Source organism: Paraburkholderia sp. FT54 (assembly GCF_031585635.1).
Taxonomy (GTDB): domain Bacteria; phylum Pseudomonadota; class Gammaproteobacteria; order Burkholderiales; family Burkholderiaceae; genus Paraburkholderia.
This window is the reverse complement of sequence record NZ_CP134197.1, coordinates 814,760-828,197: the sequence shown is the minus strand read 5'-3', so window position 1 is coordinate 828,197 and position 13,438 is coordinate 814,760. Positions and strand designations below refer to the sequence as shown.

The 13,438-nt window shown below is 60.4% G+C and carries 10 protein-coding genes, 1 pseudogene and 1 riboswitch; of the genes and pseudogenes, 9 read left to right on the top strand and 2 right to left on the bottom strand.

Annotated elements, in window-relative coordinates:
* Positions 1-82: 82 nt before the first annotated feature.
* The 4 genes from RI103_RS36485 (at position 83) to RI103_RS36470 (ending at position 4,094) form a co-directional block, all read left to right on the top strand.
* Positions 83-1,045 (top strand): zinc-binding alcohol dehydrogenase family protein, encoded by a 963-nt coding sequence (locus tag RI103_RS36485; RefSeq protein ID WP_310818909.1) that lies wholly within the window; start codon positions 83-85, stop codon positions 1,043-1,045.
* Positions 1,046-1,180: 135 nt separating this feature from the next.
* On the top strand, positions 1,181-2,059 hold the full coding sequence (locus tag RI103_RS36480; protein WP_310818908.1) for an MBL fold metallo-hydrolase: 879 nt from the start codon (positions 1,181-1,183) through the stop codon (positions 2,057-2,059).
* Positions 2,060-2,200: 141 nt separating this feature from the next.
* The gene (locus RI103_RS36475) at positions 2,201-2,932 is read left to right on the top strand and encodes an SDR family oxidoreductase (protein WP_310818907.1); all 732 of its coding nucleotides are present in this window, start codon (positions 2,201-2,203) and stop codon (positions 2,930-2,932) included.
* Between the two features lie 286 nt (positions 2,933-3,218).
* The gene (locus tag RI103_RS36470) at positions 3,219-4,094 is read left to right on the top strand and encodes a zinc-dependent alcohol dehydrogenase family protein (protein ID WP_409077049.1); all 876 of its coding nucleotides are present in this window, start codon (positions 3,219-3,221) and stop codon (positions 4,092-4,094) included.
* Positions 4,095-4,203: 109 nt separating this feature from the next.
* Here the strand turns inward: RI103_RS36470 and RI103_RS36465 are convergent, their stop codons facing one another.
* Positions 4,204-4,983, bottom strand: coding sequence for a hypothetical protein (locus RI103_RS36465; protein ID WP_310818906.1), 780 nt, complete (start codon positions 4,981-4,983; stop codon positions 4,204-4,206).
* Between the two features lie 681 nt (positions 4,984-5,664).
* Here RI103_RS36465 and RI103_RS36460 point away from each other — a divergent pair.
* Both RI103_RS36460 and RI103_RS39815 read left to right on the top strand, forming a co-directional pair.
* Entirely contained in the window at positions 5,665-6,840 is a 1,176-nt protein-coding gene (locus tag RI103_RS36460) for a GGDEF domain-containing protein (RefSeq protein WP_310818905.1), read from the top strand.
* Between the two features lie 1,653 nt (positions 6,841-8,493).
* A pseudogene (locus RI103_RS39815) lies at positions 8,494-8,661 on the top strand (phage tail protein); the annotation flags it as partial.
* Positions 8,662-8,766: 105 nt separating this feature from the next.
* On the opposite strand, the gene RI103_RS36450 reads toward RI103_RS39815, so the two are convergent.
* A complete protein-coding gene (locus RI103_RS36450) occupies positions 8,767-9,837 on the bottom strand; it encodes a glycosyltransferase (RefSeq protein WP_310818903.1) in 1,071 nt (356 codons plus the stop codon).
* A 742-nt stretch (positions 9,838-10,579) separates the two neighbouring features.
* Positions 10,580-10,679: riboswitch (guanidine-I (ykkC/yxkD leader) on the top strand.
* Between the two features lie 58 nt (positions 10,680-10,737).
* On the opposite strand from RI103_RS36450, the gene RI103_RS36445 reads away from it, so the two are divergent.
* Genes RI103_RS36445 through RI103_RS36435 form a run of 3 tightly spaced genes read left to right on the top strand, consistent with a single transcriptional unit; the run spans position 10,738 to position 13,438 of the window.
* A complete protein-coding gene (locus RI103_RS36445) occupies positions 10,738-11,808 on the top strand; it encodes a putative urea ABC transporter substrate-binding protein (RefSeq protein ID WP_310818902.1) in 1,071 nt (356 codons plus the stop codon).
* A 32-nt stretch (positions 11,809-11,840) separates the two neighbouring features.
* Positions 11,841-12,656, top strand: coding sequence for an ABC transporter permease subunit (locus RI103_RS36440; RefSeq protein ID WP_310818901.1), 816 nt, complete (start codon positions 11,841-11,843; stop codon positions 12,654-12,656).
* A complete protein-coding gene (locus tag RI103_RS36435) occupies positions 12,653-13,438 on the top strand; it encodes an ABC transporter ATP-binding protein (protein WP_310818900.1) in 786 nt (261 codons plus the stop codon). The genes RI103_RS36440 and RI103_RS36435 overlap by 4 nt, the downstream gene beginning before the upstream one ends.

The window sequence follows — 13,438 nt, the reverse complement described above, 5'->3', positions numbered from 1 at the left end:
TTCTGGTTGACAAAGTAACAGATCAGTACCTAGTATGAAAGTTAAGTACAGGTCTGTTACTTTAAAGGATATACCAATGCGTGTGATCGAAGCGGAAGCCTTTTCGGGTTATGACGGGTTGCGGCAGATCGAATTACTCAAGCCGCAAACGGCGAAGGACCGGGTACTGGTTCGCGTGACGGCCGCCGGCGTCACGCCGCTCGAACATACGGTCCTGTCGGGTGGGCATCCTCGAGCCACGGCGCCGCTGGTGCTCGGCAATGAGGGCGTCGGTGTCATCGAGGACGCCGGCGATTCCGGGCTCGCGGTGGGAAGCCGCGTGATGTTCACCGGACCTTACGGCGTCGGTGAGAATGGAACCTGGCAGGAATGGCTGCTGGTGAAGCCGGAACATCTGGCGTCGCCCGACGCGATCGGGGACATCGTCGCGGCCAGCATTCCGGTTGCCTATCTGACAGCACAGATCAGCCTCACCGACGCCGGCTTCAAGCCGGGCATGACCGTGCTGGCACCGGGAATCGGCGGGTCGGTCGGCAACGCGACGTATCAGCTCGCGCGGGCGCAAGGCGCCGGCAAGGTGATCTCTACAGCTGGCAGCGCCGCGAAAGCCGCGAGGGCGCGCGAACTTGGCTTCGAGGACGTGATTGACCTCAGCGCGGAAGGTCTCGCCGATGGCGTTCGCCGGATAACGGCCGGCAAGGGCGTCGATATCGTCATCGAGAGCATCGGCAGCGCTGTGACGAGTGAGGCGTTGAGCAGCCTGGGTCGCGACGGTGTCCTGATCACGTTGGGCTACTCCGCCGGCCGCAGAACCACCATCGATGTCACGGACCTGATCTGGAAGCGTGCGCGGATGGCTGGTTTTTCCCTGTTCGCCCAGTCGCCGGTCGCGATCGCCACTGCGTGGCAGCACATCATCCCGTTGATCGTAAGCGGATCAGTCAAGCCGATCGTCGAGAGCATCTACCCCCTTGCCGAAGCACGCGAAGCCCTGCGTCACCTGATAGAGGATCGGCCGTTCGGCAAAGTCGTTTTGACGATGTGACCGACCTGACCGGCGGATATTCACAGCCCCACGCGCGCCTGTTCCATTGGTGCGATCCCTGTGCCTTGGCCGAAGCAGGTCAGGCGATGAGCGGACGAGATTTCCTCGACGCGATGCAACCACGAGGAGGTCGTTATGTTGAATTGGCAGGTGGGCTCGGTGAAGATCACATGCGTGGTCGAGATGCTGTTTTCCTTCCCGCACGACCCGGAGGGTTTCTTCCTGCGAGACGCGACGCCGGAGGCGCTGAAGGCCAGCCCCTGGCTTTATCCGCACTTCGTCAACGAGGATGGTTCGCTCAACGTATCCGCCCATGCGCTACTCGTTGAGGCGCCGGGGCTGAGGCTGGTAGTCGACACGTGCATCGGCAACGACAAGCCGCGCAATCTGGTGGGCGGAAACCCGCTCGCGACGCCGTTCCTGCAACACCTGGCGGATGCGGGATGGAGCCGCGACAGTGTCGACGCCGTGGTCTGCACTCACCTGCATGTAGACCACGTGGGCTGGAACACCATGTTGATGCATGGCAAGTGGGTCCCGACCTTCCCCAAGGCACGCTACCTGATTGGCAAGCGCGAATTCGAGTATTGGAGCAACGAGGGCGACGAGGAGCAGCGGGCGATCATGGGAGACAGCGTACGGCCGATCTTCGACGCCGGCCTGGCCGAACTGGTGGAGATGGACCACCGCGTCTCGCCTGAGATCTGCCTGAGGCCAACCCCTGGCCACACGCCCGGCCATGTCAGCGTGGTGATCGAATCGGAAGGGCAGCGCGGTGATCACCGGCGACATTGCTCACCATCCTTGCCAGATGGCGCACCCCGCTTGGGCCACGAGCCTCGACAGCGACGTCCAGGCCGCGGCGACCACCCGCGCGAAGATGTTCGCCGAATGGGCCGACCAGCCGATCCTGGTCATCGGCACTCACTATGCCGCGCCGACAGCTGGACATGTGAAGCGCGACGGGGCGGCGTTCCGGTTCGAGGTCTAGCCGCCGGACGGCCACGGAGATGATCGACTGACTGGCCGGCGTTGGTTGGTACGCGCAAACCAGCCTCGAATGCAGCCGCGCATGGGAGCTCGGCTATTTTTGGCAGCCGACCGCCAGCTCGGAGGCGCTGCCAAACGGAATTGGCAATCAACGGAGTAGTCGCTATGGATAAGTTGCAGGGAAAGGTGGCCGTCATCACCGGCGGCTCGTCGGGGATAGGCCTCGCCGCCGCAAAGCTCTTCGTCGCCGAGGGCGCCTACGTCTTTATCACTGGCCGTCGTCAGAAGGAACTCGACGAAGCCGTAAGGGCCATCGGGGGCAACGTGACTGGCATTCAGGGAGACGTCGCCAATCTGGATGATCTTGATCGTCTCTATGAGAACGTCAACGCCACAGGGCGAAGAATCGACATCGTCTTTGCCAACGCTGGCATCGCTGAGTTCGCTGCCTTGGGCAACATTACTGAAGCGCATTTCGACAAACTGTTCAACACCAACGTGAAGGGCGTGCTTTTCACCGTCCAAAAAGCTCTGCCGCTCCTGAACAATGGTGGATCGATCATTCTCACGGGCTCCGTTGCGAGCGCAAAAGGGACGCCTGCCTTTTGGGTATACGGCGCGACCAAGGCCGCCATCCGCAATTTCGTAAGAGGATGGACTGTGGAGTTGAAGGATCGTCGCATCCGCTCGAACGTCCTTAGCCCGGGGCCGATTGATACCCCGGTTATCGGTCAGCAGCCTCCAGACGCTATGGCGAGAATTTTATCCACCATCCCGATGGGACGCATGGGGGAAGCCGACGAAGTTGCCAAAGCTGCCCTGTTTCTCGCTTCGGATGACTCAAGTTTCGTCACGGGCATCGAACTCTTCGTGGACGGGGGCAGAGCGCAGATCTGATCGTCAATGGACTCGCTACGAAGGACGCCGCCGCCTTGTTCGCTGAAGATGCTGAACATGAGTTTGTCGCGCATCCACAACTGGCGGAGCGCCGGCATGCAGTGGCAATACACGACATTCCGCAACACGGTGCTCGATAAGGCATACCCGTACGCCATGTTTACTTAGGTATCCATCGAAGAGGAGTTTCATCATGAAAGGTATTGTGCTCACCGCATATGGCGACCCTGCAACGGGACTTGAATTCCGTGAGTTGCCCGAACCCGCCAGTCCGGGCGCGGGCCAGGTGATGGTCGCGGTCGACTATGCCCCGATCAACTTCAGCGATATTCTCGTCGCGCGGGGCTTGTATCCGCTGCATCCGGAGTTGCCGTCCGTGATCGGCAACGAGGGTGCGGGGCGCGTGCTGGAGGTGGGTGCCGGAGTTGGCAACGTCAAAGTCGGCGATCGCGTGACGCTCCCGATGGGCAGCTTTACCTGGCGCGAGCGAATGGTCGTCGACGTGGACGGCATAGTCGTGCTTCCCGCCGATGCCGACCCTCATCAGTTGGCGATGCTGAATATCAATCCGCCTACCGCGCATCTGCTGCTCGAGACATACGTGCACCTTCAGGCGGACGATTGGATTGCAATCAACGCGGCGAACTCGGCCATAGCGCGCTGGATAGTCGGCTTCGCCAAACGAAGAGGTGTCAAGACGCTCGGACTGGTGCGCCGCGCCGAGGCTATGAATACCGCGCGAGAAGCGGGATGCGAACTGGTCTTGCTCGACGATGAAGACGCGCCGGCGAAAATGACCGCGGCGCTGGGCGGAAAACGCGTGCAGCTTGCACTGGATGCTGTCAGCGGCGAGGCGGCTGGCCGACTGGCGAAGCTGCTGGGCCCTCGAGGCACACTAGTGTCGTACGCTGCCCCGAGCTTTTCGGCCATTGCAGTAAGCCCTTTCGACGTCATCTTCAATGACCTCACCATTCGTGGCTTTTCTTTGGGCAATCCGGACTTTGCCGGACAGATTCCTGGCGCCATCCTGGAGGCGTCGAAGATGGTGGCCGCAGGCGAAGTTGCAATTCCAGTGGCCGCAACATATCGGCTCGAGGAAATCGGCGCCGCAATCTCCCATCAGGAGCGAGGCGGAAAAGTTCTTCTGAAAGTCGGGGACTAGGTGCAGCAGACCAGGCCCTGGCCGGGCTGGAACAAGGGAACTCGTCGTCATCGTCATACTGGTCTTCGACGTTGACTGCGACTCGGCTCGCCTGCCCTCTTGCGAAAGTCTAGTCTCGCGCCATGCGCCGCAGTCGCATGGCGTGCAATCGATGGGAGAGACTTTTGAACACATTGCCCTCGTGCGGATCGCCGAAATGGAGCAGTACGGTACTGCGAACGCTGGACGGCAGACAGGCCTGATTCGCATGAAGCGAACGCATGCCCCAGAAGAAGTAGACATTGCCCGGCGTGAGCGGCACGATTTTCGCCGAAAGCCATTGCTGCACGCGCGGCGATCGCCACATCCGTTTCAGCAGTTTCTCTACCAGCAGTTTTTCGAGGATGTTGACGACCGCAAAGCGCCTGGCATTGCGCAAATTCGGGAACATGACCAGATGGCCCGGCGGTTCATCCGGGCCATTGGGGATCAGAATCGGCAACAGTACGGTGACGACGTACGAGTCGTAGTGAAAGTTGAGCGCGTGACGCAGTCCGTGCGTGCCAGTCAGCACGCGCAGGACCGGGAAAATCCGGTCGCTGGGCGGCGATGTGCGCATCTTCCGTTCGTAAAGACATCGTAATAGCGCGTGCAAGCCCGCGTCCTCGAATAGCCGATTGAGGCAGGTATCGGCGATCCACGCCTTGCCTTGAAAGTCGAAATATTGACCGCCGTGCCGCTCGATCTGATCTGCGACGAAACTGCGTAGCTGCACGAGAATCGCATCCGGCACGGTATAGCGCAGGATCCCTACGCCGGAATCGTCCATTGATTCGGCCAGTGCCTGGGCGCTCTCTGCGCTCACCGGCGCGAATCCGTCGGGCGGTAACCCGTCGCTCAATGCGGTCATTGAAGTCCTCCTGGCCTGGTTTCGATGGCGAACGCGCGTTCATGCTCAGCGTAGGAACCTTGACGGAAAATTGTGCTGTCTTCCGTACGAGTTCGTACAGATGGACCCATTTGCCCAGCGGATGCGCGCTTCGTTCAACTCCCGGATATGCCAGTCGGGTACCTCGAATAATTTGAGGTTTTCGGTCGCCCGGACATCACTTCAACCGCGGAAGTGACCGGTACGGAATGGCCGCCCCCTTGCCGGATTGCGTCGATTTATAGTGACCGACCTGTTTCGGTCCTTCGACGTGGAGTCTCAGATTGTTGACAATCGACGGATAAACCCACGCCTGAGAGATCCCGACCGACCACGGCCATTTGATACCTTATTTGAAGGCTCTAAAGTTTTGTCCATTTTTGCCGTTACATGGGCTGTGTCGCGGTATTGGCTTTTTCTCTCCTTCGTCGATTTGCGTTTTCGACAATTACAGCAATCTTTCTGAAGACGATATCTGTTGTCGCGACCGGACAGTTCACGTGCTCGTTCGACAAAGGTCTAATGTGGCGGTAACGCAGACATGCTTAAAGATGAGCGTCCTCCGAGCGCATCCAGGGCCATACCTCGACTATCATCCTACTATTGAATTTTTTGCGTAGAATTGCCGCCGCGATACACCGGCGTAGGATTCTCTCCTCAGCGATGCACGTCGATCTTCTCACCCTTTATTTCCTCATTGTCGGGACGCTTTTCGCCAGTTCCGGCATGACGCTCTGGGAACATCGAACACATCCCAGGCGCAGCAAGGAATTGAAAATACTGGCAGCGGGGTACGCAACGCTTGCCATCGGATGTGCGGCGGTAACAGTTCGCCACGAACTGCCCGGTGCGACTGGCTCGGCCTTGAGCAACCTCGTTATCGTCACTGGCTATCTATTGGTCCTGCAAGGCGTCGCGTCCTTGAGCGGCCGGAAATACCGTAACAGCTCTATTGCGATGCTCATCCTGCTGGCGCTCACATGGGCCGTGGCCGGCGCGCGCTGGGAGAATCTGGTGTGGTACTACGCGAGTGCGATTCCAATCGCGTTGGCTAGCGGCGTGACGTCTTTCGAACTGCTGCGATGCGACAGCATGAAATCGATGCAATCGCGGCGCATCGCGATGTGGGTGACGGGCATCCATACGCTCCTGTACGCTGCCAGAGCGTGCATCCTGCCGTTTTTGGCGGCACGGTACGGGCAGGACGTGGTGTCGGTCGCTAGCAACATTACGATGTACGAAGGAGTTCTGTATTCGGTTGTCCTGCCGATGACCCTGCTGAGGTTGATCCGCGAGGAGACCCATGGCGAGCTTCTGCGAGACTCCCAAACGGATTACCTGACCCGTCTTGGCAATCGCAGATGGTTTTTTGAAGAGGGCGCACGCGTGATCCGCGACGCAGAACCATGCCGGCCGATTTCTCTCCTTGCATTCGATCTCGATCTTTTCAAGGCAATCAATGATCGATACGGTCATAAGACAGGCGACGAGGTACTGAAAGCATTTAGCGACATTGCCCGGAGCGTGGTGGGTCCTCATGCGATTCTCGCGCGCATCGGCGGAGAAGAGTTCGCTGCGCTGCTTCCCGACCATGACAGCCTTCGCGCCAAAGAAGTGGGCGAGATCGTCGCCAAACGTTTCGCTGAGACGATTCCTCACCGGATTGATGGCGTCGCGATACAAGCAACGGTCAGCGTTGGGCTCGCACAGTTCGGAGCCGAAGCGCCCACGCTTGCCGACCTGCTGGCAGCTGCCGACGCGGCGTTATACAACGCGAAGTCGCTCGGTGGCAATCGGCTCGTATTGGCGCAGCCTGCCTCGCGCCCCGAGGTTGCCTGACGATGGTGTGGACAGCCCGGTTGCTATCCGCGTGACGCGAGTGGTCGAAACCGGTCGATGTCTTTCAATTTGAATAAACATTGCGGCCACACTTTCGTCGAAAGCCGGGCGAAATCTCACAAATGCCCGGCTTTGCATCAGAGTCCATTTTCAAACCTTTGTTGAGTCCGCAACGATGTTTTAATGCCACGTGGGTTCACCGTTCCAATGGTTTTTATAGGGCGTGATTTTTCCGTTGAATTAGCGGAGGAATACGATTATCCTCGCCCCGGCGAACCGAAAGTTTGGGTAAGGAATGGCTAATAACAATGCTCGGTTCCGCGTCTGGTCGGAGGCATCCGCTCACTTTGACCGCCTGACCACGCATCGAAACCTGAAGTCCCCAGGGGCCAATATCGGCCTTCGCCCGGGCGACGCAGAGCGCCTGAGGATTTTTGTGAATCCAGGAGAGCACCGGGTTTCAGATAAAAGAGCGGCATATATCGAATCAAAGGAATAAAAATGCAGGGGAAAAAAAGTACGGCAATTTTGCTTTCGATCGCGGTGTCGACATTGTTCAGTGGCTGCGGCGGTTCAGATTCCGCGGCAACCAGTCAAGGCATTGTGCCGGCGTCGATAAAAGGTACCGCGGCGACCGGCGCGCCCATTGTCAACGGTCAGGTGTCGTTGAATTGCGTTGCCGGACACGCTTCAACCCAGACCGCAGCCGACGGTTCGTGGTCGGTTTCAACTGCGGGATTAACGTTGCCGTGTGTGGTTCGCGTATCGGCTTCGTCGGGATTGGTCCTGCATTCCTATGCTGCCTCGCCTGGAACGATCAACGTGACGCCGTTCACCGAACTCGTCACGGCAAGCGCAGCGGCGAATTCCGACACGGAAGCGTTCTTCAATGGCTTCTCCGCGGCGTCGGCGAGTGCGGTCAGCAATCGGCTTGCGGCCGCGGTTGCGCAAACCGGGCAATTGCTGACTAACCTCGGTGTGAATGTCGATGCAATCAATCTGATGAACCAACAGTTTCAGCCTGTTTCCGGCAACGCATACGACGACGGACTGGAATTGCTGAGCGCAAGACTCGCTGCCACCAACAGCACGCTGACGACGATTACCCAGCAACTCGTGAGCGGCAATGTTGGGCCGGCTGGAGCCACCGGCGCGACGGGGGCAACGGGAGCAACGGGGGCGACAGGAGCCGCAGGAGCGACGGGTGCGACAGGCGCGACCGGCACAGCGGGCGCGAACGGCGCGTCGGGAGTAGATGGCGCGACGGGTGCGGCCGGAGCGACTGGCGCAACTGGTGCAACGGGCGCCACTGGTGCGGCGGGTTCCAACGGCGCGACGGGCGCCGCGGGGCCGGCCGGTGCCACCGGTGCGGTGGGCGCCACGGGGCCGGCCGGTGCGACTGGTGCGGTGGGCGCCACGGGGCCGACGGGCGCGACTGGCGCGCAGGGCGTCCAGGGCGTAACGGGAGCAACGGGGACAACAGGTCCAACCGGCGCGACCGGCCCGACCGGAGCCACGGGCGCTACCGGTGCCACGGGAGCACAGGGCGCTCAGGGCGCTCAGGGCGCTCAAGGCGCCACGGGCGCAACGGGTTCGGTTTCGGGATTGGGTAATCCGGGCAACGCTGCCCCGGGCACGGGCGAGACCTGCACACTGGGTACCGTCTGGCTGACGGCGGCCGGCGTCGGCGTGGGGGTGCCCGCCAACGGGCAGTTGATGAGCATCTCGCAGAACACAGCACTCTTCAGCTTGTTGGGAACCGCCTTCGGTGGAGACGGTGTAACAACCTTTGCATTGCCCAACCTGGCGTCAGTCACGCCGAATGGCCTGACCTACATGATCTGCACGCAAGGTATTTTTCCTTCGCGTAGCTGAAGCAGCTTAGTTTGGCGTCATCGAGACAGGGGCCGCCCGGCAAGGTAGTCCCTACAGCCCGAAATATTGTCGGTTCCCCTCGATGCGTTGACGATGCTCCTGCGGGAATTTCTGTTCGCGCAGGAGCCGCTGCAGCGCGACCCGCCCCTGCTCGATAGCGCCGACGTAATACGCGCTCACCACGAGCTCGTCCAGAGCCCGCCAGGCATAGACCGATTCGTCGACGAACAGCGTGTCCGCGGGACGCGCGATCGCAGCCGCCTGTTGTGCGAACAGATGCGCCAACGCGAACTCACCGCGCAGCCGGTGATACGCCGCGAGTCGGCTGAGTGGCTCAGCGCGATGCGGACGGGCCTGATAAGCCGCGAGATACGCTTCGCGCACTTCGTCTGGATTAGCCCCGCTGAGTTCGGTGAGAGATGCGATCTGGAAGAGCGCGAACCAGCGCTCTTCATCCCATCCTGCCATCTCACACCGTTCGCGGTACACGCGAATGCTATCCTCCAACCGACCGGCATCCCGGTAGCTTTGAGCAAGGTAAAACCGATAGCGGGGGTTATCAGGTTCGTTGCGTACCGCTCTTTCCAGCACTTCGATGTCGCGCAGATAGGTGTTGGTGTCACGAGCACGCGCGCCGTCGCGAGACACGACAATCGTCGCGCCTGGCAGAGCCTGCCAGGCATGAGGCGGCGCCTGCGTCAGGTACTCGTGCAAGACGCCTTCCCAGCGCCAGGGTTGATGCGCCGCGACAAGTGCATTGCGCAGATATTGCCATTCGTCGAGCTGGCAGCGGACCTGGTAGCCGTCCGCTTCGAGCGGCGGCCATGCGAAGCCTGCATCCATCTGCAGCGTTTCGTCCGCGTCGATGAAGAATAGATAGTCGCCGTGCGGTTTGGCGAGTATCAGCGCTTCATTGCGGTTGTGCGCGAAGTCTCGCCAGACTCGCTCATGCAATGTCCCCGGAATGCCCGCCATACAGTGCCGAATGATGTCTTGCGTACCGTCTGAGGAGCCTGTGTCGACGATTGCCCAATGATCGATCCATGGCTTGACGCTTGCGAGACATCTCTCAATGACTGGCGCCTCGTTCTTCACAATCATGCTCAGGCAGATTTTCTTCATCCATTTCCCCGTGGCCGGCGTTGATCTTGTGGTCTGTGTCATCGCCGCCCTTACATAGCTACAAAGAACTACTAATATCGACGCTCATTTTCCCGCAATAAAAAGGTCAAGCCGTTGACCGTCACAATACCGGGAAAAGAATGTGTCCGACCGCGCGCCGCAACCGGGCCACATATTGCAGACTGCCGTTGCCACCAGGACAGCAGGCTTGATCGTCAGTGTCATTCTTTCCTCGTCTTCGGTTGTTCAGGCTGTGGGTCGCGTCCGCGTTGCGTCGGCGCCCTCGTGCACGCATCCGGGGGCGTCACGGAGGTCACGTCGTTGCAGCAGCAAGCGTAGACCGGAAACCCGTATGAATTCGTGCGGATTATGGTGGTTGGTCCGTGCAGCGGGCACACCGCGTTCGTATTCATGTCGCCTCCTGAAAACTCATGGTCAACCGCTTATATCGTACACGCGGCTTCAGTTCGTGAATGATTTTCGTCATGCCTTATCCGTTGTTGGTCGGCCGACCGAACAACCGTTCGTCGATCACGTCGGCCTGGTAGCGCTGGCAGCAGGCAAACCGAACCGCCATGCACGCATAAGGTGCCCGGTCTGCATGCCCGGGTGCGCGGCGTCACCAAAGCGGCGCAGAAACGCGCTGTGCCGCGCCGGAATGCGGTGATTTTTATTTGGCACACTTATCGCTTAAGAAGAAGTGCAAGGAGCCGGCGCAGCATCCGGTTTAGCACACAATCTGGAAATGGACGGCTAGGGTTCCGGCCTGCTTCACGCAGGCGCTGGTCCGAGAGCTGTCGACCTCAGGCGAGGTTACACGGCGGGATAAAAGCCCGGGAGAGAACGCGATGTTTGCGCTGCTCCCTGCCGTCGCTAACCGTCCCTTTCGAGGTCAACCTCATGCGCAAGCTCGCTCGCTTTCTCGGCATCGCCGCCGTCTCTCTCGCCGCCTTCGCCTCAACCACCTCGTTCGCCGCCGGACGCACCGACTTCAAGGTGTGCTGGACCATCTACGCTGGCTGGATGCCGTGGGGCCAAGCGAAAACCCAGGGCATCGTTTCCAAATGGGCCAAGAAATACGGCATCAACGTCGATGTCGTGCAACTGAACGACTACGTCGAATCCATCAATCAATACACCGCTGGTAAGTTCGACGGTTGCGCGATGACCAACATGGACGCGCTGACCATCCCGGCCTCGGGGGGCGTGGATTCGACGGCGCTGATCGTCAGCGACTATTCGAACGGCAACGATGGCGTGCTCATCAAGGGCAAGGGCAAACAGATTGCCGACCTGAAGGGCCAGCAGATCAATCTGGTCCAGTTCTCGGTATCGCACTATCTGCTCGCACGCGCGCTCGAGAGCGCGCATATGAGCGAGCGCGACCTCAAAGTGGTGAACACCTCCGACGCCGATATCTCCGGCGCGTTCGCGACGCCCGCCGTCCACAATGCGGTGACGTGGAACCCGATGCTCGCCGACCTCAAGGCACAGACGAACGTCACCGAAGTCTTCGACTCCAGCAAGATCCCAGGCGAAATCATGGACATGATGATCGTCAACACGAAGACGTTGAAAGACAACCCGGCGCTCGGTAAGGCGCTGACGGGCGCATGGTTCGAGATGGTCGCATTGATGCGAGCCAATAACGCCGCCAGTACCAGCGCGCTCACCGCGATGGCGAAGGCGTCGGGCACCGATCTCGCGGGCTTCAAGGGTCAACTGTCGACCACCGCGCTGTTTTACACACCGAAGGCTGCGCTCGATTTCGTCACCAGCCCCGACATGCCGAAGATCATGACGCGCGTCGCGAAGTTCTCGTTCGATCATGGTCTGCTCGGGCAGGGTGCCAGGAGCGCGGATGTAGTTGGCATGGTGTTCGACAAGGGCGTCGTGATCGGCGACAGGAACAACGTCAAGCTGCGCTTCGATCCGACTTACGTCGAAATGGCAGCCGCCGGCAAGCTCTGAGCCAGACAACACGCATTTCAATGGGCAGGCACATGCGACTCATCAATCGACATCCCAGCCGAAGCGGCGGTCTGATGCTGCTGTTGCTGCCGTTCATCGTACTGATGGCGGTCTATTTCACCGGGTCGTCGATGCGGCTTAAGCTCAATCCCGATGACAAGCTGCTGCCGAGCGCGACGCAAATGAGTGAGGCCATCAAGGAAGTCGCTTTCAACGAGGACAAGCGCACCGGCGAGTATCTGCTGTGGACCGACACGATATCGAGCTTGCGACGGCTCGGCACCGGCCTCGTCGTGAGTGCCGTGATTGCGCTGGTCGCGGCCATCGCGACTGGCTCGTTTCCGCTGGTGAGCGCAACGTTTTCACCATTCATCACGGTGATTTCGATGATCCCGCCGCTCGCGGTGCTGCCCATCCTGTTCATCGTGTTCGGGCTCGACGAGTTGTCGAAGGTGGTGCTGATCGTGGTCGGCATTACGCCGATGATTATTCGCGATCTGCACGCGCGGGCTCACGAGATCCCGATCGAGCTGTGGGTCAAGGCGCAGACGCTCGGTGCAACCAGTTGGACCTTGATTCTGCGTCTCGTGCTGCCGCAATTGCTGCCGCGCTTGCTGGTGGCCATGCGTCTCTCGCTCGGCGCGGCATGGCTGTTTCTGATCGCCGCGGAAGCGATCGCTTCGACGGACGGTCTCGGCTACCGCATCTTTCTGATGCGTCGCTACCTGGCGATGGACGTGATCCTGCCTTACGTCGCGTGGATCACGCTGCTCGCGTGGCTCACCGACGAGCTGCTGCGCCGCCTGACGCAATGGTCGTTCCCCTGGTACGGCGGAGGCGCCCGATGATCGAAGTTCGTAACGTCTGGAAGGAATACGGCGAACAGGTCGTGCTCGAACGATTGAACCTGCGCATCGAAGAAGGCGAGTTCTGTTCGATGGTCGGCGCTTCGGGCTGCGGCAAGTCCACATTCCTGCGGCTGTTGCTCGGCCAGGAGCGCGCGACGCGCGGCGAGATTCTGCTCGAAGGCGAACCGTTGCCGGCTGAACCCGATGAGCATCGCGGCGTGGTATTTCAGCGCTATTCGGTGTTCGACCATCTAAGTGTGGTCCGCAATGTGATGCTGGGACTCGAATTGCCGCGCGCGAAGTTCACGGGCCGGCTGTTCGGTGCACGGCGGCGTGCGGCGCGCGACGAAGCCGCGGCGATGCTGGAACGCGTGGGCCTCGGCGCGGCGCTGGATAAGTATCCGCAGCAACTGTCGGGCGGCATGCAACAGCGTCTCGCGATTGCCCAGGCGCTGATGGCGAAGCCGCGCGTGTTGTTGCTCGATGAGCCATTCGGTGCACTCGATCCCGGTATTCGCAAGGACATGCACGACTTGCTGCTGGGCCTCTGGCGCGAATCGAAGCTGACGATCTTCATGGTCACGCATGACCTGAAGGAAGGCTTCACCCTGGGCAGCCGCGTGCTGGTATTCGACAAGGTTCGTGTCGATCCTCAAGCGCCCGGCGCCTACGGCGCGCGCATTACCTACAACATTCCGCTCGACCACAGCCGCGGCTCCGCGTCGTCCATCCATCTGGCCCGAGCCGTGGTGGAAGGCGCATCGCGTGTCGAAACGGTCTGA